19 protein-coding genes, 1 tRNA gene, 1 other RNA gene and 1 pseudogene are annotated in these 24,709 nt (G+C 66.9%); 5 read left to right on the plus strand and 17 right to left on the minus strand.

Going from position 1 to position 24,709, the window contains the following annotated elements:
• Positions 1-3 precede the first annotated feature (3 nt).
• The 5 genes from E3T46_RS11360 to ffs form a co-directional block, all read right to left on the minus strand.
• On the minus strand, positions 4-3,018 hold the full coding sequence (locus E3T46_RS11360; RefSeq protein ID WP_241980664.1) for a DNA polymerase III subunit gamma and tau: 3,015 nt from the start codon (positions 3,016-3,018) through the stop codon (positions 4-6).
• A 207-nt stretch (positions 3,019-3,225) separates the two neighbouring features.
• Positions 3,226-4,431, minus strand: a complete 1,206-nt coding sequence (locus E3T46_RS11365; RefSeq protein ID WP_134578643.1) for an acetate kinase — start codon at positions 4,429-4,431, stop codon at positions 3,226-3,228.
• A complete protein-coding gene (pta, locus tag E3T46_RS11370) occupies positions 4,428-6,644 on the minus strand; it encodes a phosphate acetyltransferase (protein ID WP_134578644.1) in 2,217 nt (738 codons plus the stop codon). The genes E3T46_RS11365 and pta overlap by 4 nt, the downstream gene beginning before the upstream one ends.
• A 227-nt stretch (positions 6,645-6,871) precedes the next feature.
• A complete protein-coding gene (locus tag E3T46_RS11375) occupies positions 6,872-9,322 on the minus strand; it encodes a phosphoketolase family protein (protein WP_241980704.1) in 2,451 nt (816 codons plus the stop codon).
• Positions 9,323-9,621: 299 nt separating this feature from the next.
• Positions 9,622-9,718, minus strand: an RNA gene (ffs, locus tag E3T46_RS11380) — signal recognition particle sRNA small type.
• Positions 9,719-9,825: 107 nt separating this feature from the next.
• Here ffs and E3T46_RS11385 point away from each other — a divergent pair.
• Positions 9,826-9,913: transfer RNA gene (locus E3T46_RS11385), tRNA-Ser, on the plus strand.
• 34 nt (positions 9,914-9,947) lie between these two features.
• On the opposite strand, the gene E3T46_RS11390 is transcribed toward E3T46_RS11385, so the two are convergent.
• The 7 genes from E3T46_RS11390 to E3T46_RS11420 form a co-directional block, all read right to left on the minus strand.
• A complete protein-coding gene (locus tag E3T46_RS11390) occupies positions 9,948-10,460 on the minus strand; it encodes a DUF664 domain-containing protein (protein ID WP_134578646.1) in 513 nt (170 codons plus the stop codon).
• Positions 10,461-10,772: 312 nt separating this feature from the next.
• The gene (locus tag E3T46_RS11395; protein ID WP_134578647.1) at positions 10,773-11,132 is read right to left on the minus strand and encodes a hypothetical protein; all 360 of its coding nucleotides are present in this window, start codon (positions 11,130-11,132) and stop codon (positions 10,773-10,775) included.
• A 32-nt stretch (positions 11,133-11,164) separates the two neighbouring features.
• Positions 11,165-11,884 carry an SDR family NAD(P)-dependent oxidoreductase gene (locus E3T46_RS11400; RefSeq protein WP_134578648.1) on the minus strand — a complete coding sequence of 240 codons (720 nt, stop codon included), beginning with the start codon at positions 11,882-11,884 and terminating at the stop codon, positions 11,165-11,167.
• Positions 11,885-11,897: 13 nt separating this feature from the next.
• Positions 11,898-12,662 (minus strand): SDR family NAD(P)-dependent oxidoreductase, encoded by a 765-nt coding sequence (locus E3T46_RS11405; protein ID WP_134578649.1) that lies wholly within the window; start codon positions 12,660-12,662, stop codon positions 11,898-11,900.
• Complete coding sequence (locus tag E3T46_RS11410) at positions 12,655-14,061, minus strand: MFS transporter (RefSeq protein ID WP_134578650.1); 1,407 nt, start codon at positions 14,059-14,061, stop codon at positions 12,655-12,657. The genes E3T46_RS11405 and E3T46_RS11410 overlap by 8 nt, the downstream gene beginning before the upstream one ends.
• A complete protein-coding gene (locus E3T46_RS11415) occupies positions 14,058-14,948 on the minus strand; it encodes a polysaccharide deacetylase (protein ID WP_134578651.1) in 891 nt (296 codons plus the stop codon). The genes E3T46_RS11410 and E3T46_RS11415 overlap by 4 nt, the downstream gene beginning before the upstream one ends.
• Positions 14,949-14,967: 19 nt before the next feature.
• Positions 14,968-16,005: an asparaginase gene (locus E3T46_RS11420; protein WP_166790257.1), complete on the minus strand. Its 1,038-nt coding sequence runs from the start codon at positions 16,003-16,005 to the stop codon at positions 14,968-14,970.
• 214 nt (positions 16,006-16,219) lie between these two features.
• Here E3T46_RS11420 and E3T46_RS11425 point away from each other — a divergent pair, with 214 nt between their 5' ends.
• Positions 16,220-17,257 (plus strand): LacI family DNA-binding transcriptional regulator, encoded by a 1,038-nt coding sequence (locus E3T46_RS11425; RefSeq protein WP_134469651.1) that lies wholly within the window; start codon positions 16,220-16,222, stop codon positions 17,255-17,257.
• A gap of 110 nt (positions 17,258-17,367) precedes the next feature.
• On the opposite strand, the pseudogene E3T46_RS11430 reads toward E3T46_RS11425, so the two are convergent.
• The 5 genes and pseudogenes from E3T46_RS11430 to E3T46_RS11450 all read right to left on the minus strand — a co-directional run.
• A pseudogene (locus E3T46_RS11430) lies at positions 17,368-17,542 on the minus strand (P-loop NTPase); the annotation flags it as partial.
• Between the two features lie 171 nt (positions 17,543-17,713).
• On the minus strand, positions 17,714-18,847 hold the full coding sequence (locus tag E3T46_RS11435; protein ID WP_134578652.1) for an ABC transporter ATP-binding protein: 1,134 nt from the start codon (positions 18,845-18,847) through the stop codon (positions 17,714-17,716).
• The gene (locus E3T46_RS11440) at positions 18,844-19,626 is read right to left on the minus strand and encodes an ABC transporter permease (RefSeq protein ID WP_134578653.1); all 783 of its coding nucleotides are present in this window, start codon (positions 19,624-19,626) and stop codon (positions 18,844-18,846) included. The genes E3T46_RS11435 and E3T46_RS11440 overlap by 4 nt, the downstream gene beginning before the upstream one ends.
• A gap of 277 nt (positions 19,627-19,903) precedes the next feature.
• Complete coding sequence (modA, locus tag E3T46_RS11445) at positions 19,904-20,701, minus strand: molybdate ABC transporter substrate-binding protein (RefSeq protein ID WP_134578654.1); 798 nt, start codon at positions 20,699-20,701, stop codon at positions 19,904-19,906.
• Positions 20,698-21,159, minus strand: a complete 462-nt coding sequence (locus tag E3T46_RS11450) for a TOBE domain-containing protein (RefSeq protein WP_347232616.1) — start codon at positions 21,157-21,159, stop codon at positions 20,698-20,700. The genes modA and E3T46_RS11450 overlap by 4 nt, the downstream gene beginning before the upstream one ends.
• A gap of 259 nt (positions 21,160-21,418) precedes the next feature.
• On the opposite strand from E3T46_RS11450, the gene E3T46_RS11455 reads away from it, so the two are divergent.
• From E3T46_RS11455 to moaC, 3 genes are read left to right on the plus strand one after another with little or no spacing between them, the layout of a single operon-like run.
• A complete protein-coding gene (locus tag E3T46_RS11455) occupies positions 21,419-22,726 on the plus strand; it encodes a ThiF family adenylyltransferase (RefSeq protein WP_134578655.1) in 1,308 nt (435 codons plus the stop codon).
• Positions 22,723-24,192, plus strand: a complete 1,470-nt coding sequence (gene glp / locus E3T46_RS11460) for a gephyrin-like molybdotransferase Glp (RefSeq protein ID WP_134578656.1) — start codon at positions 22,723-22,725, stop codon at positions 24,190-24,192. The genes E3T46_RS11455 and glp overlap by 4 nt, the downstream gene beginning before the upstream one ends.
• Positions 24,189-24,704, plus strand: coding sequence for a cyclic pyranopterin monophosphate synthase MoaC (gene moaC / locus E3T46_RS11465; protein WP_134471496.1), 516 nt, complete (start codon positions 24,189-24,191; stop codon positions 24,702-24,704). The genes glp and moaC overlap by 4 nt, the downstream gene beginning before the upstream one ends.
• Positions 24,705-24,709: the final 5 nt, after the last annotated feature.

A 24,709-nucleotide genomic window follows, 5' to 3' on the forward strand; every position in this document is an offset into this window, starting at 1 on the left:
GGTTTAGTGGTCGTTTCTGGTTCGGGGCGCCGCGGTGTACGGCTGTTCTTCGATGAAGGTCGCGCCCAGGATCTCGCGTACCACGGCCTCACCATAGCGCTGCTTCTCAGCGAAGGACGGCGCGCGGGACGGGTCTTTCGCGGCTCCGCGCTGGCCGGATGCGTTCGGGTGTTGACGCTGCGCCGGCGCAGACTGCTGGCCGCGGTTTTGCTGATCGCTCGGCTGGCCAGCGTTGCGCTGGCCGTTCGGCTGGCCGGGAGCGTGGGCCGCGTTCTGCTGGCCTGAGCGACGCGAATCCTGCTGCCCTGCACTGCTTGGCTGCCCCGAGCTCAGCTGCGAAGCGGATGCCTCGGCGTCGGCCCCGTAGTCGGGCACGCGTTCCTCCGCGGGCGCGTCCATTTCGGGCGGCGCGTCGTCGTCGTCAAATGGCGGGGGCGCATCGTCAAATGGCGGCTCGTCCCGGCGCGGGGACGCGGAGCCGGCGAGCGAAGACGGCGCTGAGACTGGAGTTGACGACGAGGAGGAAGCCGAGACCGAAGCCGCGTCGGGTACGTCTGATATCGGAACCGCGGGACTGGCGGGTGCCGGGGCATCCGTTGTGTCGTCGACGACGGCAGGCAATGCCGGGCCGTTGGGCGAGCCGGGAATCGCCACGGTGGCCCACCCACTGGTCGAGGCGGCGACGGCCGAGGCACCTGCTGGTGTGGAAGCTGGCGCCGTCGCGGGTGCCGCAGTCGCCGCAGGCCCGGCGAGCGCAGCGGTAGGAGTAGCCGGCGCGGGAGCCCCGGACGCAGATGCAGAGGTCGCAGGCGCGGAAGCAGACGACCGGACTTGGGCGGCCCCGGTCGAGGCTGGATCGGTGAGCGCGGATTCTGCTGTGTCGGCCGCGTTTTCAGTCGACCCAGGTGATGCGCTCGACACAGAGTCGGCTCCGAGAGCTGCCGGCACAGAAGTTGCCGGCACGGAAGTTGTCGGCACAGAAGTTGTCGGCACAGAAGCTGCCGGCACGGAAGTTGTCGGCACAGAAGTTGCCGGCGGTGTCGGTGCGGAAACCGCTGGCGCAGGCTCCGCGGCGACGGTCGTCGAGTCGCCGGACGATGCGCTCGGCGAGGACGTTTCACGGCCGGCATCGACCCGGGCGATGAACTTGACGCGCAAGCCGAGCACGGCGACGATCGCGGTGCGGAGGAAGTCGCTCGTTCCCATTCCTGGAACCTTCTGCTGCTTGAAGCTGTCAACGTCGGCAACGCTCGGGAACGACAACGCGAGTACGTCACCGTTCAGGCTGAGCACGTGCGCGGTGTAGACGACGAGCCACGCGGTCGTTTTTTCCGTTTTCACCGCCTCGAGAATTTCGGGCCAGGCGTCTTTCAACTGCTGCAGGGAGACCGGCGCGCCCGGAACAACGGCCGGGCGGGCAGTCTGCGCCCCCGGGATGGCGGTCTCGTTGGGCAGGCCTTGGATCGAGCCTGTCGAGATTTCGACCAGCGGAGAGGGTGTGGCAGACGAGGAGCCCGGCGTAGAGCTCGAAGAAGGGGCGGAACCGGAAGATGACGCGGGACCCGCGGAGGAAGGTGATGCCGCGGAGGCGCCCTGAGTTCCCGGGATGGCGGTTTCAACAGGCTGGACCAGCGGAGCAGGAGGCGTCGCGGAGTTTGCTCGCGCGGCCGAGGTCGCGCCGGAAGCGGAGGCGGCAGGTGTTGCAGAGCCTGGCGCGGAGGGCGACTGAGCACCGGGAGCGGCGACGCCGCCAGCTTGCGGTGCCGCCGCGGGCGCGACCGGGGCCCCCACCCGCTGATCAAGCTTGCCGAGATCGCCACTAGCCGACCGGGGCGCCGACGCACCGACCCCGTCGACCCCGATGCGACGCTCGAGCCGCTCGACCCGGGCGAGGGCGCCCCTGGTCGTGTCATCGGTCGCGGGAATCAGGGTGCGTGCGATCATCAGCTCGAGGTGCAGGCGCGGCGAGGTTGCCCCGCTCATCTCGGTGAGGGCGGCGTTGAGAATATCGGCGGTGCGCGAGAGTTCGGCTGGCCCGAAAGCGGATGCCTGCACGCTCATGCGCTCCAGCTCGTCTTGCGGCACCCCGCGCAGCACCGCTGCGGCTCCCGCGACGCTGGTGGCCGCGACGATGATGAGGTCTCGCATCCGCTCGAGAAGGTCTTCGACGAACCGGCGCGGATCTTGTCCGGTCTGGATGACCCGGTCGACGGCGTCGAAGGCGGCGGCGGAATCGCGGGCTCCGATGGCGCCGACGGCTTCGTCGAGCAGCGAGGCGCTCGTGTATCCGAGCAAGGCGACGGCGCGCTCGTACTCAATGGACTGACCGTCGGCCCCGGCCATGAGCTGGTCGAGCAGTGACAGGGTGTCGCGCGGCGAGCCTCCGCCGGCGCGCACGACCAGCGGCAGCACGCCCGGAGCGACGACCATCTTCTCGACGTCACACATCTGCTGCACGTATTCGAGCATCGGACCCGGCGGCACCAGCCGGAACGGATAGTGATGGGTGCGCGAACGGATGGTGCCGATCACCTTTTCGGGTTCGGTGGTCGCAAAGATGAATTTCACGTGTTCCGGCGGCTCTTCGACGATCTTCAGCAGCGCGTTGAAGCCCTGCGGCGTCACCATGTGCGCCTCGTCGAGGATGAAGATCTTGTAACGGTCGCGGGCCGGCGCGAAGATAGCGCGCTCACGAATATCGCGAGCATCGTCGACACCGTTATGGCTGGCCGCGTCGATTTCGACGACGTCGAGCGACCCGCCGCCGTCGCGGGCGAGCTCAACGCAGCTCGGGCAGACGCCGCACGGAGTGTCGGTGGGGCCCTCGGCGCAGTTCAGGCAGCGGGCCAGGATGCGCGCGCTCGTGGTCTTGCCACAGCCGCGCGGGCCGCTGAATAGATAGGCGTGATTCACCCGGTTGGTGCGGAGCGCCGTCATCAGCGGATCAGTCACTTGGGACTGGCCGATCATCTCGGCAAAGGTCTCTGGCCGATAGCGGCGATACAGGGCGGTAACCACGCTCTAATGGTACTTGCCGCAACCGACACTCGGCCGCGCGCAGGCGTCCACCTGAAGGTCAAGACCCCCGCACCCACGGATGACGTGCGCGACCGGGCATACTTAAGTGCGAAGATCGCGCGCGCTAAGGTCCAGTTCAGCGTCAAATCGGCCTGAGCGCAGTGACATTTCTCTGCTTTCTGCTGATCGTGACCTGATTCAGTGCAGCTAGTGCACCGTGGCGAGGGTCTGGCGGGCTATCTCCAGCTCCTCGTTGGTGGGGATGACGAGCACGGTGACCGCAGAGTCATCGGCCGAGATGCGCCGCGCACCTCGATTCGCAGCGGCATTGCGCTCCGGGTCGATCCGGATTCCAAACGCCTCGAGTTCACCGACCGCGCGCGCTCGCAGCATCGGGTCGTTCTCGCCGACTCCCGCCGTGAACGTGATCACGTCGACCCGCCCCAGCTGGGCGAAGTAGGCGCCGACATAGTGCTTGAGCCGGTGCACGTAGACGTCGATGGCGAGCTGGGACGGACCGTCGCCGGACTCCGCCGCCACGATCACGTCGCGCATATCGCCGCGACCGGTGAGGCCGAGCAGCCCGCTGCCGCGGTTCAGCAGGGTGTCGAGCTCGTCCATGTCGAGACCGGCCCGGCGGTGCAGGTGAAAGAGCACGCCCGGGTCGATATCGCCCGAGCGGGTGCCCATGACGAGTCCCTCGAGCGGGGTCATGCCCATGCTCGTCTCCACCGATCGGCCGCCGCGCACCGCACACACCGATGCGCCGTTGCCGAGGTGCAGCACAATCTGGTTCAGGTCGGCCAGTGGACGGTCGACGAATTCCGCGGCGGCCCGCGAGACGAAGCTGTGGCTCGTGCCGTGAAACCCGTAGCGACGGATGCGGAACCGCTCGGCCAGGTCCACGTTGATCGCGTAGGTGAACGCCTCGGGAGGGAGGGTCTGGTGAAAGGCCGTGTCAAAGATGGCCACGTGCGACACCGAGGGAAAGGCGATCTCAGCGGCCACGATGCCCTGCAGCGCGCCCGGATTGTGCAGCGGCGCGAGCCCGGAGAGCTCGTCGATGTCGCGTTCCACCTGCGGTGTGACGAGGGTCGGCTCGTGAAAACGAGCCCCTCCGTGTACAACCCGGTGGCCGACCGCGATCGGCGCATGGGTGGCGAGCGAGGGGCCGTGCGCATGGAAGGCCTCGAGCATGACGGCGAACCCGGCCGTGTGGTCGGGAATGGGCAGTTCACGCCAGGTCTTGGCGCTCTCGGCGCCACCCACACCGCTCACCGAATGCGACGAGTGCCCCATGAGCTCGCCGATACGCTCGACCAGTCCACTCGCGAGGGTGGTCTCGGTGTCCATCTCGATCAGCTGGTATTTGAAGGAACTCGACCCCGAGTTGACGACCAGAACCGCGGTCATCGGATGGCTCCAGCCGGCGTCGCATCCACTGCCGCCGCCAGGGCCGCGGCATCCGTCAGTCCGGCCGCCTGGATGGCGGTGATCGCCACGGTGTTCACGATGTCCTGCACGAGGGCTCCGCGCGACAGGTCGTTGATCGCCTTGCGCAGACCCTGCAGCACCGGTCCGATCGCGACGGCTCCCGCGCTTCGCTGCACCGCCTTGTAGGTGTTGTTGCCGGTGTTGAGATCCGGAAAGATGAACACCGTGGCGCGCCCAGCCACGCTGGAACCGGGCATCTTGGTGGCCGCGACCGCGGCATCCGCTGCTGCATCGTATTGAATCGGACCCTCGACCAGCAGATCGGGCCGGCGCTCACGCACGAGGGCGGTCGCGGAGCGCACCTTTTCGACGTCGGCGCCCTCGCCGGAGGTTCCGGTGGAGTAGGACAGCATCGCGATGCGCGGCTCGATGCCGAACTGCACGGCCGTCGCCGCGGCCGAGATGGCGATGTCGGCCAGCTGCTCGGCCGTCGGCACCGGAATGACGGCGCAGTCGCCGTAGACCAGCACGCGGTCGGCGAGCGCCATGAGGAACACGCTCGACACCACGCCGACGCCGGCCTGGGTCTTGATGATCTCGAAGCTCGGCCGAATGGTGTGCGCTGTGGTGTGCGTCGCGCCAGACACCATGCCGTCGGCGAGGCCCAGCTGCACCATCATCGTGCCGAAATAGCTCACATCGGTGACGGTTTCATTGGCCTGGTCGAGCGAAATTCCCTTATGTGCTCGCAACTGCATATATTCGTGGGCGAACTTGATTCGCAGCAGATCGTCGTACGGGCTCACGACGTGGGCCTTGGAAATGTCGAGGCCGAGGCCGATCGCGCGCGAGCGCACCTCGAATTCCTCACCGAGGATGGTCAGCTCGACCACGTCGCGGGCCAGCAGGGTCGCGGCGGCGCGCAGCACGCGGTCATCCTCACCCTCGGGCAGCACGATGTGCTGACGGTTCTGGCGCGCGCGTTCGAGCAGCGCGTACTCGAACATGAGCGGCGTGACGACCTCCGCGCGGCTCACATCGAGTCGGTCCAGCAAAGCGGATGCGTCGACGTGAGTCTCGAACAACGCCAGCGCGGTGTCGTGCTTGCGCTGGGAGTCGGCGGCGAGGCGTCCACGGGCGCGCGTTATGCGCATGGTCGTGTCGTACGAGCCGAGTGAGGTTCTAATGATCGGAAGCGAGGGGGCGAGGCCTTCCATCAACCGTTGGATCGCCTCGGGCAACTCGAAGCCGCCATTGAGCACGATGCCGGCGATCGACGGGAAGGTTGCGGAGGCGTTGGCCAGCAGCACGGCCAGCAGAACGTCTTCGCGGTCGCCCGGCACAACGACGACGGCGCCCTGAATCAGGCGCGGCAGCACGTTGACCATCGACATTGCGGCCACGACGACGCCGAGCGCCTCACGGGCCAGCAGGGCGGGGTCACCCTTGATCAGGGTGCCCTCGGTGGCCTCCATAATGCTCTGCATGCTCGGTGCGACGAGGTACGGGTCTTCGGGAATGGCCCAGATCGGCACCCCGAAAGCGCCGCCGGACCGGGCCGGCTGGGCATTGGTGGTGGCCCGCACCGCGTCGATAATGGCCGGCAGCGCGTTCTCGTCGGCCCGATTGATAATGATCGCCAAAACGGATGCGTGCTCGTCGCGCAATTCCGCCAGCGCCACGTCGGTCTGCTGGGCGATATCCGTGGCGGAGCGGGCGTCGCTCTGGCCGAGGCGTTCGCCCTCGCCCGGGCCGACTCGGCCACCGAGCACGAGCAGTACGGGGGCGCCGAGGTTGGCCGCGATACGCGCGTTGAAGGCGAGTTCGGTGGGGCTGCCGACGTCGGTGTAATCGCTGCCGATGACGACGACCGTGTCGCAGTTGGCCTCGACCGCTTTATACCGCGCAACGATGCGGGCCAGGGCGGCGTCTGGATCGGTGTTGACGTCGTCGTAACTGACACCGATGCTCTGCTCGTAGGTTTGTCCGGCGGCAGCGCCGGGGCCGGCGTTCGCCTGCAGGTGCCGGAGGAGAAGCTCGACGACGTAGTCGGGCTCGGTCGCGGTGCGGGCGACCGGGCGGAACACACCGACCCGCTCCACGAGGTGGGTCAGTGTGTCGAGCACGCCGAGAGCGATCGTCGACTTGCCGGTATTGCCTTCTGCGCTGGTGATATAGATGCTTCGAGCCACGGTGTCCATTCAAGCTTATTCGGAGTGGGAGTGCGTCGGCGGGATCATAGAGGTAAGTCGTGACCCACGCTATACCGAGTTTGGGTTGATCGATGGCGGTCGAGCTGGGTTAGCCTGCGCGGATGGCGGGGTTCCGCAGACGGCCAGCGCGGGGCGATGGCGGTCGTCAAACTTGACCAACGACGGGTGGCGTCCCGCGCGCGGGTGGGGGCCGGAGCAGTGCTGGGTTAGACATTGTCGCTGCCGGTCGAGGCGGCGCGGGGAGCGGCATCCGCTTGGGCAGACCAGGACCAGTCGGTGATGGCGGGAGCGTCTTCGCCGTGGTCTCGGGTGTATTGGCGCGCGGCCAGGCGGGCGTCCTGCATCCGCTGCCGGAGCAGGCCGGCGCGGGCGGCGAGGCCGGGGGTGCGGTCGATGACGTCCATGACGAGGTGATATCGATCGAGGTCGTTGAGCATGACCATGTCGAACGGGGTCGTCGTGGTGCCGATCTCTTTGTAGCCGCGGGCATGCAGGTTGTCGTGGCCGTGACGCTTGTAGGTGAGCCGATGGATCAGCCACGGATACCCGTGATAGGCGAAAATGATCGGCTTGTCGGGCGTGAAGACGGCGTCGAAGGCGCTGTCGCTCAGGCCGTGCGGGTGGTCCTCCGCCGACTGCAGCCGCATCAGGTCGACGACGTTCACGACCCGAACCTTGAGCTCGGGCAGGTTCTCGCGCAGAATCTCGGCGGCGGCGAGCACCTCGAGCGTCGGCACGTCACCGGCGGCGGCGAGCACGACATCCGGCTCCTGACCGGCAAGTTCGGTGCCAGCCCAGTCGAAGATGCCGAGGCCCCGGGTGCAGTGTGCGACGGCCTCGTCCATGGTGAGCAGGTTCGGCGCCGGCTGCTTGCCCGCCACGACGACGTTCACATAATTGACGCTGCGCAGGCAGTGGTCGTAGGTGCTGAGCAGGGTATTGGCGTCGAAGGGCAGGTAAACCCGCACCACGTCGGCGCTCTTGTTGACGACGTGGTCGATGAAACCGGGGTCCTGGTGGCTGAACCCGTTGTGATCCTGCCGCCAGACGTGCGAGCTGAGCAGGTAGTTGAGGCTCGCGATCGGCGCCCGCCACGGGATCTCGGCGGTCACCTTGAGCCACTTGGCGTGCTGGTTGAACATCGAATCCACAATGTGAATGAACGCCTCGTAGCAGTTGAACAGCCCGTGCCGCCCGGTGAGCAGGTAGCCCTCGAGCCAGCCCTGGCACTGGTGTTCGCTCAGCATCTCCATCACGCGGCCGGCCCGGGCGAGGTTGGTGTCGCCGGGCCGGATCTCGGCGTTCCACTGCTTGTCGGTGACCTCGTAGACCGGCGGGGCGAGCCGGTTCGAGGCGGTTTCATCGGGTCCGAAGATGCGAAAGTTATCCGGATTTAAACGGATGACCTCGGCCAGGTAGCCGCCCAGCACGCGCGTCGCCTCGCTGCGCGTTGCACCCGGCTCGGGCACGTCCACGGCGAAATCACGGAAGTCGGGCAGGCGCAGGTCGCGGCGCAGTAGTCCGCCGTTGGCGATCGGGTTGGCGCTCATGCGCAGGTCGCCTTGTGGGGCGAGGTCAGTGATCTGTTTCACGGGAGCACCGTCTGGGTCGAACAGGTCTGCGGGGCGATAGGAGAGCATCCACTTTTCTAATAGGGCAGTGTGCGCCGGGGTGTCGCGGGCGTTACTCAGCGGAACCTGGTGCGCCCGCCAGGTGTTCTCAACGTGCACGCCGTCGATACGGGCGGGGCAGGTCCAGCCCTTGGGGGTGCGGAGGATGATCATCGGCCAGCGCGGGCGGGCGAAATCCTCGTTGTTGGTGGCGGCCTGGGCGGCTGCAGCCTTGATCTCGGCGATCTGGTTGAGCACGTCATCAAGAGTCTCGGCCATGCGAGCGTGCACGAGCATCGGATCTTCACCGTCAAAGCCGCCGCTCACCAGATAAGGAGTGTGACCGTAGCCGCGCATGAGGTCCTGCAGCTCGTCTTCGGGGATGCGGGCGAGCACGGTGGGGTTGGCGATTTTGTACCCGTTGAGGTGCAAAATGGGCAGCACTACGCCGTCCTGCAGCGGGTCGATGAATTTGTTGGAGTGCCAGCTGGTGGCGAGCGGGCCCGTTTCGGCCTCGCCGTCCCCGACCACCGCGGCCACGAGCAGGTTCGGATTGTCGAACGCTGCACCGTAGGCGTGGCTCAGGGCGTAGCCGAGTTCGCCGCCCTCGTGGATGGATCCGGGCAGCTCGGGCGAGGCGTGGCTGGGGATGCCGCCAGGGAAGGAGAACTGGCGAAACAGTTTCTGCACGCCCTGAGCGTTCTGCTCAATGTCGGCGTAGACCTCGGTGTAGGTGCCGTCGAGGTAGGCGTTGGCGACCATGCCGGGGCCGCCGTGGCCGGGGCCGGTGATGTAGATGGTGCTCTGGCTGCGTTCGGCGATCGCGCGGTTCAGGTGTGCGTAGAGAAAGTTGAGGCCGGGCGTGGTGCCCCAGTGGCCGAGCAGGCGCGGCTTCACGTGATCGCGGGTGAGCGGCTCGGTGAGCAGGGCGTTGCCGAGCAGGTAGATCTGGCCGACGGCGAGGTAGTTCGCGGCCCGCCACCAGGCGTCGATGCTAGCCAGCGCCGCTGCACTGAGCGGTTTCGGCGCGCGTGTGGGCCAGGGCATGGTGCCGGAATCGTGGCTCATTGGTCCTCCGCAGTGTGGTGCGGCGACATAGCCGCGCTGCTTTAATCCTATTGAGCCGTGGCAGCGCGGCGCAGGGCCAAAGGTCCCGACCCGCGAGCGTTCACGCGGATTTCACGCTCATTACGCGAAAGCGGATGCCGGTGGGGTCAAAAAGGACTCCTCGCGCACCTCGGTACAGGGGCACAGCCCCGGGTACCCTTGCGCTGTGGGTATGAAAAAGACTCCCCGCACACCTCGGTACAGGGACACAGCCCCGGGTACCCTTGCGCTGTGGGTATGAAAAAGACTCCTCGCGCACCCGCCAGAGCCCGGTTACCCTTGCTACGTTTCCGTCCTGGGGGAATTGGCCTGGGTGGCGCCACGCGAGGAGCCGACCCTCAGTTTAGGGCACGCGACGAGACTGCACCAACCGAGGGTGGCGGCAGCATCCGCTGGAAACAGGTAAGATTCTGTGGTGCCGTTGCTTTATTGAACGGCGGCCAGGAGAATTCGCCTAGTGGCCTATGGCGCACGCTTGGAAAGCGTGTTGGGTGAAAGCCCTCGGGGGTTCGAATCCCCCATTCTCCGCCAAAGATTTACTGCAGCGTGTTGGGTGACGGACAGGTCAGGCGTCAGCGCGATCGGCGAGACCGCGCACGAAGGCTGCCTGGCCGGCGTGCTGCAGGTCGTCGGAGAGCACACTCGCGAGGCGCACGCCGACGGTGACGGCGGGAGTCCAGGACTCGTCGACGACCCGGTCCAGGTCCGCCGCGCTCAGGGTGGTCAGATAAGCGAGGGTCGCGGTGTGCACGGCGTCGTAGTAGCCGCCGAGCAGGCCCGCATCGGCGCGAACGGTGCCGACTTCGGCAGAGGTGTGGCCATAGCCGGTGGCCGTCGGCCCGAACGGAAGGTCGAATCGTTCGGCCCAGCCCTGCCCGGTGTACACCTGCTCGCTGCCCGCCAGGTCGGCGATGTGGTCGTCCTGCAGGCGGGACAGGTGCCAGATGAGCCAGGCGATCGTGTTGGCGTCGGCATCCGCTCGATACGTGAGGGTGGCGACGGTCGCGTTTTTCAGGGTCGCACCTACGTATCCCTGGATACGGGAAAACTCTTCGATGAGCAGTTCGGACGGGTTCATGGCTCTCCTTAGTCGTTCTGCCACCGTACCTCCGCGCTATTCCGCGATACCGCCGGGACTCATACGCATCCGCTGAACCGCGGGTTGTTGCCACCTCCGACGACACCAGTTTGCGTGGCGAAGCCTAAAGCTTCGTGCCTCGGGCTCACCTGAGAAACAACGCCCCGCCCTATTATTCGGGCCGTCTGCCCGGAGATCAGGAGAGCGGCGCGGGTTTGCGTGGCCCAGCGAGGGGAAGCTCGCACTCGTCAGCGATGGGCGGGGTCGCCCTCGCGGCGGCTGGTGCGTTGCTCGGGCTAGTCGCAACGTCGATCAGCGAGGCGAGCCAACGAGCAAGCGCTGCCGCGTCAGGTCGAGCCCGAGGGCAACGACGCGCGCCGAAAGGCCCACGGACCCTTCGGCGCGCGCCCTCGCCTCGAGCGCGTGCTGCAGCACCGACGCACTTCGGACGGGGAGCGCGCGCCAGATGTCAGCAACGGTGTGGCACAACGAGATCGAGCCGGTGGCGCTGGTCACCGACCATCCAGCGGCGAGCGCCGCGATGCGGGGTGCGCCGGGCACGCTGGAACACACGGCGGACACCGTTTGCGCCACCAGAATACGATTTCTGAGGGTGTGTTCGTTGCCCATCACCGGGTCGGGGTAGACCGTCGTGCCGCATGCTCCGCACATTTTCTGGTTCCTGACTGACCTGACGGCCCGAGTTACTGCATCACGTCGCCGGAGTTGGGCCCGAGGGTCTGCCCTACATAGAGGTTTCCTCCGGGCTCACTCGCAAGCAGCAACGCCGTGGGGGCGACTTCGGCCGCAACGCCGAAACGCCGAAGCGGCAATTCGGCGCGCTTGGCAATCTTCCAATCTTCGGAGATTCCCTGCACCAGCGGGGTCTCGATCGGGCCGGGAGCGATGCTGTTGACGAGCACGTTGTCGCTGGCAACTTCGAGCGCCAGCGATTTAGTCAGCGCCACGACCCCGGCCTTGGCCGCCGAATAGTGGCTCAGGCCGGTGCCGCCCTTGATGCCGAGCTGGGAAGCGATATTGATGATGCGGCCCCATTTCTGTTGGCGCATCTCCCCCACCACCTCCCGGCAGCACAGGAACACCCCGGTGAGGTCGACCGAGAGAGTCTCGTTCCACATGGCGAGTGTCATGTTTTGCAGTGGTGACTCGGTGAGCAGACCGGCACTGTTCACCAGAACGTCAATGGTTCCAAGCCGTTGGCGAGCGGTCGCGAAGGCCGTGCGCACGCTGTCTTCCTGCGACACGTCGACGTTGATCGCGTCAATGTCGGTGCCCGCGCGATCGAGTACGACCACGCGGTCACCGTTTGCGACAAATGCTTCGGCGATCGCCCGCCCGATTCCACTACTGCCGCCGGTGACGACGACTCCGCGGCCGGTGGACGCGCGATGGTGCAGGGTCATTTCTGTTCCATATCTAGGCGCGCATTTTCACGGTGAGTCCGCCATCAACGATGAGGGACTGCCCGGTGACGTACCCGGCCTGCGAAGAAGTGAGAAACGCGATAACACTGGCCACTTCTGCCGGCGTACCCACCCGACCCCAGGGGATGTCCTTGCCGGCTCGGGCGAGGCCGTCCGGTCCCAGCGAATTGACCGGGTCGAGTGACTGCGGAGTTTCGATGAGACCGGGAATGACCGCATTGGCCCGGATGCCCTGCGGCCCCAGTTCAACAGCCACACTGCGAATCAAACCGAGCACGCCGGCTTTCGCCGCCGCGTAGTGGGCATGACCCTCCCACCCGTAGACCGCGCCAGCGATCGAGGACACCGCCACCATGGCGCCGCCCTCGGTCATGCGTTCCGCTCCGGCACGCAGTGTGCGCAGGACACCAGTGAGGTCGACATCGAGCATGTCGGTCCACCGGGCATCCGTCATGTCGGCGAGGGATGCATGACGAAGAATGCCCGCGTTGGCGACGGCGTAGTCGAGGCGGCCGTACTCGTCGACCGCTCGTTGGGCGAAAGCGTCAACGGATGCCGTGCTGCGCACGTCAACTTCGTGCACGACGGCTTCGCCACCGGCGGCGCGCACCAGCCGCAGTGTTTCCTGCGGGTCGTGCGGGTCACCCGGAAAAGTGCCGATGACGCTGCGCACCCCCTCGCCGGCATAGTGCACGGCGAGGGCCCGACCGATACCGCTGGCGGCTCCGGTAATTATTGCGACGCGGGATTTAGGCACGCTGGGCTTTCAGCTCGTTTTCCGGTGCGACAGCGAGGGGAGCTTCGGCCATGGGTTTGGCGGCGAACATGAGCACACCCGAGATGAGGGTACCGAGGGCACCGACCCAGAGCGCGGCGGTTCCCGTGTTGGATCCGGCGGCGACGGCGGTGAACAGCGCGCCGCCAAGGACGATGCCGGGCTGGCTCATCGCGCCAATGAACGCGGTGCCGGTGGCGCGGCAGCTCACCGGGTAGCACTCGGCCATGAAGTACTGAATAGCTGCGTACGGGCCCACCAGAAAGAACAGGCCAGCGCCGAAGCTCGCCACGATGGTCACGGGGCTGTTCGCGAGGGGACTCAACATGATGGTGAAGGCGACCGACGCGAGGATCCAGCCGCTGATGATGGTGCGCTTGCGGCCGATCTTGTCGCCGAGCCACCCGTGGAACACGTAGCCGAAGTAGGCCAGGGCGTTGATGATGATGAGCATCCAGAAGGCATCGGAGAGTTCGACGCCCTTCGCGTTCTTAAGAACGGAGCTTCCCAGAATGCTGAAGATCATGATGCCAAAGAAGTTGAAGATCCAGGCGAGCGAGAACACGATCGTGTTGCGGCGCAGCTTCGGCTCCCAGATGAGCTTGAGTGGTGCGGTCGAGGAGTGCTCGACGCCGTACGACCCGGCGAGCAGGTGGGCTTCTTCGGTGCGCCCAGCCTTGTCGAGGCGGGTGAGTTCACTGTGCAGCTCGAACTGGGGAGTTTCTTTGAGCTTGCGTGCGATGGCCCATACGATGAGCGCTGCGGGGATGGTGGCCATCAAATACAGTGCACGCCAGCCGAAGGTCGGAAGAAAAGCCAGGGCGAGCGCACTGGCGAGCAGAAAGCCGAGCGGCCAGCCGCCCTGAATAAAGGAGTAGCTCAGGCCCGGGCGCTTGCGCTTCTTCTCGTCTTCGGTGACCTGGTAGACCTCGTTCATGTAGGTCGCGTTGACGGCCTGCTCGGAGAAGCCCAGCCCGCCAAATGATCGAACGATCACGAGCAACCCACTGCTGAGGAAGGCCATTCCGGTGGGGATGATGGCGGTGAGGCCGGAGACGATGGCCGTGCCACCGACGGTGACCATCATGCCCTTGCGTCGTCCGAGGCGGTCGATGACCGGGCCGACGCCGAAGCAGACGATCGCGGTGCCCACGGCGATCCAGGTGTTGATCGCGTAGGCTTCCGGCGCGGTCCAGCCGAAGGATTCCTGCATGGCGGGAAGGAGCGTGCCGAACAGGCCGTAGTCGAAGACGGCAACGGTCCAGGCCAACAGCGCCAGAATCGTGGCAGTGCGGGTCTGCTTCACGGTGAAGGCGGGAAAGCGACGTTTCTCGTTGACGGTCGCCGCCGTGAGATCGAGGGTGGGGGATTTCAGTTTCATGCGGAGGGAACCTTTCGGGGGGAACGGGCGAGGAATGAATCTGCAATCTGGTCGAAGGTGTTCCAGCTGACGCCTTCGTGGGAGTTGAAATGCTCGATGAGGCGCTCGAGCATGAGGAGCACTTGCGGGCGTCCGGAGACGTCGGGGTGGATCGTCATCGTGAAGACGGCCTGATCCATTTCGCGGTAGACCCAGTCGAACTGGTCTTTCCACATCTGCTCGATATCGCGCGGATTCACGAAACCGTGCGAGTTCGGGGCGGCCTTGATGAACATCATCGGCGGCAGGTCATCGAGGTACCAGTTGGCGGGAATCTCGACCAGGTCGGTCTCGGTGCCGCGCACGAGCGGCTCCATCCAGGTCTGGGCGTTCTGGGCGTAGTCGATCTTTTTCCAGCTGTCACCGACGCGCACGTAGTACGGCTCGAAGTCCTTGTGCATGAGCGAGTGGTCGTACTTAATGCCGCGTTCGAGAAGAATTTCGTTCGTCACCGACGAGAATTCCCACCACGGGGCGACATACCCAGTGGGGCGGCGTCCGGAGACGTTTTCGATCAGTTCGATGGATCGGTCCAGGATCGTGGTCTCCTGTTCGCGGGTCATCGCGATCGGGTTCTCGTGGGAGTAGCCGTGCACGCCCATCTCGTGGCCCGCGGCAACGATCATGCGGGTGAGCTCGGGAAAGGTCTCGATGGAGTGCCCTGGAACGAACCAGGTAGCGGGCAAGTCGTACTTGTCGAACAGGCGAATAAGACGCGGCCCACCGACCTCGCCGCTGAACATGCCGCGGGAGATGTCGCACGGGGAATCTTCGCCGCCGTAGGAACCGAGCATGCCGGCGACAGCGTCGACGTCTACTCCAAATGCAATCTGGATATCTTTTTTCATATCTGTGCCTTTCGTTGCACTAACAAATTTGGGCGGACTCGGTGGTGGCTGCCCCGTACAGGGCAAACGCGTCGGCGATCTCATCATGGTTGCGATCGAGCTGCAGCAGAAGGCTGAGCAAAATCAGCGATTGCGAGGGCCGCAGCAGGCCAGTGGGGATGGCACCGGCCGCGACGAGGTCTCGTCCTCCGCCGGCGCCGTAGACCGGGATGACCGGGCCGGCACTCACCCGGGTGCTCGTCACCACGACGGTGCCGGCCGCGGCGGCGGCGGCGACGGCGACGCACAGGGCGGGGTTGCCGTTGCCACTTCCCGTCGCTTGCAACACGATTCCGCTGGCCCCGGCAGCCACGGATGCCTGCAGCAAGATTCCGTCCGCCCCCGGATAGGCAGACACCACGTCGACGCGTCTGGCCTGGCGGGGAGGGAGCGGCGGGAGCGGGAGCGGGGGCATCCGCTGGTCCTGGCGGGTGATTACGACGTCACCGGTGGCGGTCAGGAAACCGGCCGAGCCAAAGTCGGGGTTGGTGAAGGCATGGAGCGCGAAGGTCTGTGTCTTGCGCACGCCGCGGGCGGGGAATATCTCGCCGGCGAAAACGATCAACACGCCGAGGTCTGCTGCCGCGGGTGATCCAGCGACCGCGATGGCATCGGCGAGGTTGCCGGGACCGTCGGGGTCAGCGGCGTCGGCGGATTTCTGCGCCCCGGTGAAGACCACCGGGCTTACGTGGTCGTGGGTGAGGTCGGCCAGGTAGGCGGTCTCTTCCATCGTGTCAGTGCCGTGCGTGACGACGACCCCCCGCACCGATGGGTCGGCGAGGGCAATCTTGATCTGCGCGCAGATCGCGATCATGTCGACGAGAGTGAGCAGGTAGGACCCCTCACAGGCGACGTCGACGACCCGCACGGGGTAGGCCGGGGCTGTGGCCAGACCGCCGAGAACTTCTGCACCGGCGTCGGCGGCAACCGCGGCGCCGCCTTCCGCAGAGCGGGCGCGCGACGAAATGGTTCCACCGGTCGCCAGCAACACCACGTGGGTGCCGGCACGATCTGTCATTATTTTCTCCGGAGGTCGGTACCCAAACGATTGGGTTTCTTGATGCAAGAGTAAATACCCAATGTTTCGGCCGACTGCACGCGTCATTGCGGGTACGTAACGTTCACTACCCAATCGTTTGGGTAGTGAGGTGGTAAAACTATAGAATGAGATCCACAAGCAAGTCAAGCTTCGTATCCGGCTTTCTCGGATAACGGAAACTGGAGACAGCGAAATGACAGGCATCAGACCGGGGTCCGTCACCCTGAAAGATCTGGCCGCCGAACTCGGCCTGCACCCGTCGACCGTGTCACGGATCCTGCACGGGAAAGCTGACACGGCACGCGGCGCCGCCGCGCCGGTCACGGCCCAACGTGTGCGTGACCTCGCCAAGAAGGTGGGCTACTCCCCCGACCCCCAGGCCACGAGCCTGCGCACGCGGCGCACGCATCTTCTCGGAGTTATCGTTCCGCGTCTTTCCGACCTCGTGCTTGCGGTTATGTACGAAGGAATCGACGAGGCAGCCGACGACGCCAACTACTCCACATTCGTCATGAACTCTCGTGACGATACATTGATACAGCGGCGCAAGATGGAAATCATGCTGTCTCGGCGAGTAGACGGACTCATCATCGGTGACGCTCACCTTGACGGCAATATTCTCGACGAGCTCACCGAACGCAAGGTGCCTTTCGTGCTCATGAACCGCGCCATTGCCGGTTTTGCGTCAGCCACCTGCGATGACACCCTGGGCGGAGCTCTGGTGGCGCAGCACCTGTGGGACCAGGGCCACCGCGACGTTTCCATCATCGCTGGTGAACCCTATGCCAGTACTGCAGTCGATCGCACGCACGGCTTTGTCTCCCGGTTTCGCGCGCTCGGCGGAACGATCCCCGAGGGCGCCATCGTGTGGTCGCGCTTCGACACAACGGGCGGGCACACCGCAGCGGATAGCATTCTGCGAGGCACACATCGTCGCCCCAGTGCGATCTTCGCGGTCAACGACTTCGCGGCCATCGGCGCCATGGGCGCGGCAAATTCTCACGGATTGCACGTGGGCCGCGATCTGGCAATTGTCGGATTCAATGACACGTCGCTGGCAGCGCAACTGCCCATCGCGCTGTCGTCGGTGCGATCACCGATGCTCGACATCGGCCGGGTCGCCGTGAAGTTGCTCCTCGGCGTGCTGAACGGAGACGCCGTGGAGTCGGTTCGACTCGCTCCCGTTTTGTGCGTGCGAGACAGCAGTGATTTCACATGGGTGGCGGGATAAAAGGCGGCTACTGCCCAAAAACGGTGAGGGTGGCCTGACAGGTGTATCCGGGCGGGGCTGGGGCAGGGGGCGGTGGGTGGCCAGATGCCGTCGCATCCGCTTCGCTGGCGAACATTGGTGAAGCCGACAGCGCCCTCGACGTTCATGTATTCGGCGATCTTCGGGCGACGCAGGTTGGCGTCGACGAGCAGAACGCGAGCTTCCGCGTCAGACAGGGCGATGTCCAGGTTGGCGCTCGTCGTGCTCTTGCCTTCACCGCCGAAGGAAAATGATGACAAAGGAGCGATCGGCGCGGCCCCGATCAGCTTTTCTTGAACACAGTGAACGCCCGAGGGTCCTTGGCTGGTCGCCACGTCAACGTTGACGCTCCTTGGCACATCATCTTGAAATACCTAGGAGCACTGACCTACTCTTTTCTCATCGTTGATCGCCGTCCCTGGTGTCCGGAATGTAACGTTAGCGACGGTAGGCACTCACATCGGTGGCCTTGACCGAAAGCCAGACCGTCAAGCCCACCTGCAGGCCGAGGTCGGCAACCGCGGCGGGGGTGAGTTCTGCGATGATCTCGGGGTCGCCGCTCGTGCGCAGGCGCACCCCGCCGGTGCCCGGCTCAATGCCGGTGACCCGGGCCGACCAGACGTTGCGGGGGCTCGCGTGACGGGGCTGTTCCGTGTGCACGACAACGGATGCCGGGCGAAAGACGGCCGCGGCGGCTTCTGCGCCGGGGGTTGCAGAGGCGGGAGTTATGGGCGACAGAGCTGCGGCATCCGCTGGGCGCACCCAGAATGTGCGGCCGTCTGGGGCGACGACCCCGCCGTTCTGCGCGGTGCCCACCACGAGATTGACGCCGGCGAGCGCCGCAACGAAGGGGTTTTGCGGGGCCGCGAGTACCGCTGCGGTCGTGCCTTCGTCGATGAGCGCGCCGTGGTGCAGCACGGCGACGCGGTGGGCGAGCACGACGGCGTCGACGATGTCGTGGGTGACGATGATGGCGCTCGTGCCCGTTTCGCTAAGCTGCTCGCGGATGAGTTGCCGGATGAACGGTGCTGTTTCCGCGTCGAGGGCAGCCATCGGCTCGTCGAGCAGGAGCACTCGCGGGCCGGCCGCGAGGGCTCGGGCGAGGGCGACGCGCTGCTGCTGCCCGCCGGAGAGGGCGCCCGGCAAGCTGCTGCCGAGGCCGGCCAGCCCGACCCGATCGAGCCAGCGGTCGGCCTGCACCCGAGCCTCGGCGGTCTTCAGTCGCGCTCCGCCGACCCGGAGCGCGAAGGCCACGTTGGCCCGGGCGCTCAGGTGCGGAAAGAGCAAGGGCTCTTGTCCGAGCAGGCCGATAGCGCGATTTTCGGGGGCCACGAGCCGGCCGGACGCGGTGAGGGTCACACCATCGAGGGTGACGGTTCCGGTGTCGGGGGTGGCGAGTCCGGCGAGCAGGTCGAGCACCGTCGATTTGCCCGAGCCGTTCGGGCCGAGCAGGGCCAGCACCTCGCCGGGCGCGAGCGTGAGTTGCACATCGAGGGTGAACGAGCCTCGGGTGAGCTGCAGGTTCGCAGCGAGAACTGCGGTGGCGGCGTCTTGGCAGAGGGCGGCGGTCACGACAGTACGCTCGCTCGGCGGGTTCCGACCAGCACGAGAATGATCACGGCGACCGCGATCAGCAGCAGCGACAGGGCGACGGCCTGGTCGGTCGTGACGCCCGAGCCGTTGAAGGCGGTGTAGATGGCGAGCGGCATGGTGCGGGTGACTCCGGCCTGGTTGCCGGCGAATAGGGCGGTCGCGCCAAATTCGCCGAGGGCGCGAGCGAAGCTCAAAACGGTGCCGGCGAGTAGTCCGGGGCCGACAAGCGGCAGCGTAATGCGGGCGAAGACGGTGCCACGATGGGCGCCGAGGGTCGCGGCGACCCGTTCGAAACGGGTGCCGGCGGTGCGCAGCGCGCCCTCGACGGCGATCACGAGAAATGGCAGGGCCACGAAGGTCTGCGCGAGGACGACGGCCGCGGTCGTGAACGGAATGCGCAGCCCGACCAGTTCGAGGGTGCTGCCGAGCACGCCGCCGCGTCCGAGCAGGGAGAGCAGCGCGATGCCGCCGACCAATGGCGGCAGCACGAGCGGCACGGTCACGAGTGCGCGCAACAGGCCGGCGACGCGCGGCTTGCTGCGCGCGATAACGACGGCGAGCGGCACGCCGAACAGCAGGCAGAGCAGCGTCGAAACGGATGCCGTCGCGAGCGACAGTCCCAGCGGCTGCAGGGCTTCCGGTGAGAGGAGCAGGGAGGGGAGGCCGGGCCAGTCGACCTTGAACAGCAGACCGGCGAGCGGCAGCACGAGCAGTCCAAGGCCGATGCTCGCGGGCAGGTAGAGCAGGCGCGGAATCATGCGCGACCGTGCCCGGTGCTCGAGCCAGAAAGCGTGACGTGTCTGAGCATTGCTTCCCGGGCCCGGGCCCGGAAAGCGGGCCCATGTTCGATCATGGGCCCGGTTGCATAAGGTGGGCCCAGGCGGGCGATCCCGCATCCGCGAACGGTAGCCGTTTCGTCGCAGCCTGCGATGTGCCGCGGGAGGTTTCTCCCGTTCCGGGCCCGGGCCCGGTCGGTGGGCCCATGTTCTATCCTGGGCCCGGTTTCCGGGCCCAGGCCCGGTCGGCATGAAACGCTCACGGGGCGAGAAATCCGTGGGCGGCGAGCACGGACTGCCCCGCCGGCGAGAGCACGAGGTCAACGAAAGCTTGGGCCGCGTCGGCGTGCGCGCTGCCCGCCACGACCGCGATCGGATAGTGCCCGATGACCGCGTCGGCTCCGGCCGGGGTCCGGCCGTCGATGCGGCCGGGGTTGGCGGCGACATCCGTCGCGTAGACGAGGCCCGCATCCGCTTCGCCGCCGGCGATTTTGGTAACGACGGCCGTCACATTCTGTTCCTCGCTGGCGGGCGTGAGAGTGACACCGGCGTTGGCGAGCAGGGCAGCGGATGCCGCACCGCACGGCACCTGCGCCGCGCACAGCACGGTGATCACGCCGGGGCGGGCCAGATCTTCGAGGGTGTCGATCTGCAGCGGGTTGCCCGGGGCGACCGCGATGCGCAGGGTGTTGCCGGCGAACACGGTGGCCGGGCCGACGAGCCCGTCGTCGGCCAGCGGCTGCAGGTTCTTCTGGTCGGCGCTCGCGAACACGTCGGCCGGGGCGCCGGCGGCGATCTGGGTGGCGAGGGTGGAAGATCCGTCGTAGGTGAGCTGCACATCGACGGCCGGATTCTGCTGCTCGAGCAGTGTCGCGAGTTCGTCGAAAGCGCCGGTGAGCGACGCGGCGGCATAGACGCTGAGGGTCTGGGGCTCAAGCTCAGTGCCCGCGGCAGCCGAGTCGGTTGCCCCGGTATCTGTGGCGGTCGAGGGTGCACAACCGGTGAGGGCCAGGGCGAGCACGGCCAGAACGACGAGGGTCTGGGGGAGGCGGGTCACGGCATCCGTCCCGGAGTTTCGACGATCACATTGGTGGCCTTGATCACGGCGACGCTGAGCGACCCGACCTCGAGCCCGAGTTCGCGCACGGCCTCGCTCGACATGAGCGAGACGACGCGGTGTGGGCCACACTGCAGCTCAACCTGGGCCATGACCGTGTCCATGGTGATGGCGGTGACGATGCCGACGAAGCGGTTGCGGGCGCTGCGGCCCACGCTCGACGGGTCTGCCGGGGTGCTCGCCTGGTCGACGGCGAAGGCGGCGAGCGCCGCTCCATCAACCGCGAGGCGACCGGATGCATCGGCATCCGCCACGAGACGGCCACCGTCGACCCAGCGGCGCACGGTGTCGTCACTAACGCCGAGCAGCTCGGCGGCCTCACTAATCCGATATTGCGTCATGAATTGCACGATAGCACCGCATCTGCGGATTTGACCCGCTGTCTGGGTCCCTGTCATCGCGATTGGCCGTGGCTAATTCAGGAAGCCACCGAGTGAGCCCGACCGCCGGGGCATAACTCCTGCAAATTGATCGCGGCGGTCGGCCAAGCCCCCGTAAATACGGGCATCGCACTGCCGGGAGCGAGAAATTGCAGGAGTTAGGCGCCGGCGACCCGGGGCGGATGGGGTTCGTGACATCACGCTGGACGGATGGGAAGGCAGAGGAGAGCGCGCGGGATGGGTGGCCGAGGGGCCGCGCAACGCCTAGCGTTAAGCCATGGCCATTCCTCCCCTCGTTGAGCCCGTTGACCGCCTCAGCGCATCCGAATCCGTGCGGACCGCTCGCCAGCGCCGCCTCCCCCAGCTCAACGAACTCGGCCAGCGCCGCCTCGCCAACGCTCGGGTTCTCGTGCTCGGCGCCGGCGGGCTCGGCTCCCCCGCGCTGCTCTACCTCGCGGCAGCGGGCGTCGGCACCATCGGTATCGTCGATGGCGACGACGTGGAACCGAGCAACCTCCAGCGCCAGATCGTTCACGGTCAAGCGGATGTCGGTCGCCCCAAGGTCGACAGCGCGGCCGAGCGTATCGCCGAGATCGCCCCGGAGACCACCGTCGTTCGGCACGCCGAGCGTCTGGTCGCGAATAACGCCGCCGAGATCCTGGGCGGCTACGACGTGGTCATCGACGGCACCGACAACTTTCCGACCCGATTCCTCGTGAACGACACCTGCGCGCGGCTCGGACTGCCGCTGGTGTGGGCATCCGTTTTGCGATTCGATGCCCAGCTTTCGGTGTTCTGGGCCACGCCGCCGGCGGGCTCAGGCGTCACCGGAGTGCACCTGCGCGATCTGTTTCCGACACCGCCGGCCGACGGTGAAGTGCCCAACTGCGCCGATGCCGGCGTGCTCGGCGCTCTCTGCGGCCAGGTCGGATCGCTCATGGCGACCGAAACCATCAAGCTCATCACCGGAATCGGCTCCCCGCTGATCGGCCGGGTGCTCGTGATCGATGCCCTGTCCGGCCGATTCAGCGAGATTCCACTGGTCGGCACCGGCATCGCCGCCGAGCCGACCGCTGCCGAGGTCGCGGCCGAGCTCGCGGCCGAAACCGCCCGCGTCGCCGCAGAGAATACCGCCGAGGTTTCGGGTGCCGAACTCGTCGAGCGCCTCGAAGCCCAACGCGCCGGAAACGACAACTTTCTCGTGCTGGACGTGCGCGAGCCGAACGAGAATGCCGAGAGTTCCATTCCGACGGCCCGACTACTGCCGCTCGGTGAGCTCCTCACCGACGGGGTACTCTCCGACACCGGCCGGGCTGCTCTCCCGGTGAAGACCCCGCTGATCGTGCACTGCCACGCCGGGGGGCGAGCCGCCCGCGCTGCTGCCGCGCTGCGCGAGGCCGGATTCACCGACGTCTCCGTGCTCACCGGCGGGATCGTGGCCTGGGACGACCTCGTCACGGCCGGACGCGCGCCCGGCATCGGCAGCCGCTGGCCGTCCCTTGCGCCGACTCCGACCGGGCGACACGCGTCGGCTCCGGATAACAGGGCAGCGCCCGCCAGCCCGACAGCCACAACTAGCCGATGACCGAGACGAATCTGCCCGGCGGTTCCGCTCCGGACACATCATCCCTGCCGAACGAACACGATGCGCTCGCCGGGGAGCCGTCCGAGGTTCGACGTGCGCACGCTGGCAGCGCGCACGAAGATGGGCATGGGCACGACCACACGCGTTCCGACAGAGCGGATGCCTGCGCGCCGGCCGCATCCGCTCGCACCGTCGCCGAACAACTGGCGGTCATTCTGGCCGACCTGAAGCCGCTGGTTCCGGTGCGCGTGTCGCTCGACGCCGCGCGCGGCCTGGTGCTCGCCGAGGACGTGCTGTCAGCGACCGATACTCCTCCGTTCGACAACTCCGCGATGGACGGCTACGCCGTGATCCGCGCCGATCTGCTCGGCGCCTCGGCGCAGAACCCGATCAGCCTGCCCGTCGTCGCCGACCTGGCCGCCGGCACCGCCGAGAACCCACACCTGATGCCCGGGCAGGTCGCGCGCATTATGACGGGCGCGCCGATTCCCGACGGAGCGGATGCCGTCGTTCCGATCGAAGACACCGACCAGGGCACCGACCGGGTCACCATCGTGCGCGCCCCCACGGCCGCGGCGCACGTGCGCCGCGCCGGCGAAGACGCCCACGCCGGGGACCGCGTGCTGGGCGCGGGAAGCGTGCTCTGGCCGACCCGGGTCGCCGCAGCAGCGAGCGCCGGAACCAGCTCTGTGCTGGTGCACCCGGCGCCGCGCGTCGCGGTCATCTCCACCGGCAGCGAACTCGTCACCCCCGGCAGCCCGACCCGGCGCGGTCAGATTCCCGACTCCAACTCCTTTCTGCTGGCGGCGGCCGTCACCGAAGCCGGCGGCGTTGCCATTCGGGTGGGCGCCGTGCCCGACGACGACGACACGTTGCGCGCGTTGCTCACCGACCTGGCCGGAACGGTCGACGTGATCGTGCTCTCCGGCGGCGTCAGTGTTGGAGCGTACGACGTGGTCAAAGCCGTACTACAACCCCTCGGCACCGTGCACTTCGGACCGGTGAAGATGCAACCCGGCAAGCCCCAGGGGTTCGGACGCTGGCCCGCGACCGAAAACGTGCCCGGACCGCTCATCTTCGCCCTGCCCGGCAACCCGGTCAGCGCCTACGTGTCGTTCGAGGTGTTCGTGCGCCCCGCGCTGCGCCGCCTGCTCGGGCACCCGGAGCTACACCGCCGCACCATCACCGCGACCGTCGCCGACGGCTGGAATTCCCCGCCCGGACGCGCCCAGTACATGCCCGTCATCGTCACGCACCGTACCGATTCTGGAACCGAGACCGGGACTGACACCGACACCGACGGAACCCGAGACAGAACCCACATCGAGGTGCGCCCGGCCTCCCGCGGCGGGTCGGGTTCGCACCTCGTCGCCGGGCTGGCGCAGGCAACTGGTCTTGCCATCGTGTCCGAAGACACGACTCACGTTCGCGGCGGCGACCTCATCACTGTCATGCTGTCATCATGACGCACACCACCGACATTCCCGGCGCGACAGTGCCCACCCAGCCGTTCACCCACCTCGACTCGGCCGGACAAGCCCGCATGGTCGACGTCACCAACAAAGTTCCGACCGTTCGCAGTGCCACCGCGGCGGGCTTCGTGCGCTGCGGTGCTACGGTGATCGCGGCGCTCCGCGACGGCACTGCTCCCAAGGGCGATGTGCTCGCCGTGGCCCGCATCGCCGGAATCCAGGGCGCCAAGAAGACCGCCGATCTGCTCCCCCTCGCCCACGTCATCGGCGTGCACGGCGCCGTCGTCGACCTGATCGTCGAGGATGACCGGGTGAGCATCACCGCGACCGTGCGCACCGCCGACCGCACCGGCGTCGAGATGGAGGCGTTCACCGCCGTCTCGGTCGCGGCTCTCGCCATCGTCGATATGGTCAAGGGCCTCGACAAATCCGTCACGATCGAGAACGTGCGGCTGCTCTCCAAGAGCGGTGGCAAGTCCGGCGACTGGCTGCGCAGCCAAGGCTGAGCGGA

The sequence above is a fragment of the Cryobacterium sp. Hh11 genome (assembly GCF_004404045.1).
In the GTDB taxonomy this organism is placed as follows: Bacteria; Actinomycetota; Actinomycetes; order Actinomycetales; family Microbacteriaceae; genus Cryobacterium; species Cryobacterium levicorallinum.

Excerpts from the sequence above, each read along its gene's own strand:
- E3T46_RS11395 (WP_134578647.1), bottom strand. The coding sequence starts at position 11,132 with ATGTGCGGAGCATGCGGCACGACGGTCTACCCCGACCCGGTGATGGGC.
- E3T46_RS11410 (WP_134578650.1), bottom strand. The coding sequence starts at position 14,061 with ATGAAACTGAAATCCCCCACCCTCGATCTCACGGCGGCGACCGTCAAC.
- E3T46_RS11455 (WP_134578655.1), top strand. The coding sequence starts at position 21,419 with ATGGCCATTCCTCCCCTCGTTGAGCCCGTTGACCGCCTCAGCGCATCC.
- E3T46_RS11390 (WP_134578646.1), bottom strand. The coding sequence starts at position 10,460 with ATGAACCCGTCCGAACTGCTCATCGAAGAGTTTTCCCGTATCCAGGGA.
- E3T46_RS11420 (WP_166790257.1), bottom strand. The coding sequence starts at position 16,005 with ATGACAGATCGTGCCGGCACCCACGTGGTGTTGCTGGCGACCGGTGGA.
- E3T46_RS11415 (WP_134578651.1), bottom strand. The coding sequence starts at position 14,948 with ATGAAAAAAGATATCCAGATTGCATTTGGAGTAGACGTCGACGCTGTC.
- E3T46_RS11400 (WP_134578648.1), bottom strand. The coding sequence starts at position 11,884 with ATGACCCTGCACCATCGCGCGTCCACCGGCCGCGGAGTCGTCGTCACC.
- E3T46_RS11375 (WP_241980704.1), bottom strand. The coding sequence starts at position 9,322 with ATGCCCTGGCCCACACGCGCGCCGAAACCGCTCAGTGCAGCGGCGCTG.
- E3T46_RS11440 (WP_134578653.1), bottom strand. The coding sequence starts at position 19,626 with ATGATTCCGCGCCTGCTCTACCTGCCCGCGAGCATCGGCCTTGGACTG.
- E3T46_RS11365 (WP_134578643.1), bottom strand. The coding sequence starts at position 4,431 with ATGACCGCGGTTCTGGTCGTCAACTCGGGGTCGAGTTCCTTCAAATAC.
- E3T46_RS11450 (WP_347232616.1), bottom strand. The coding sequence starts at position 21,159 with ATGACAGGGACCCAGACAGCGGGTCAAATCCGCAGATGCGGTGCTATC.
- glp (WP_134578656.1), top strand. The coding sequence starts at position 22,723 with ATGACCGAGACGAATCTGCCCGGCGGTTCCGCTCCGGACACATCATCC.
- moaC (WP_134471496.1), top strand. The coding sequence starts at position 24,189 with ATGACGCACACCACCGACATTCCCGGCGCGACAGTGCCCACCCAGCCG.
- E3T46_RS11425 (WP_134469651.1), top strand. The coding sequence starts at position 16,220 with ATGACAGGCATCAGACCGGGGTCCGTCACCCTGAAAGATCTGGCCGCC.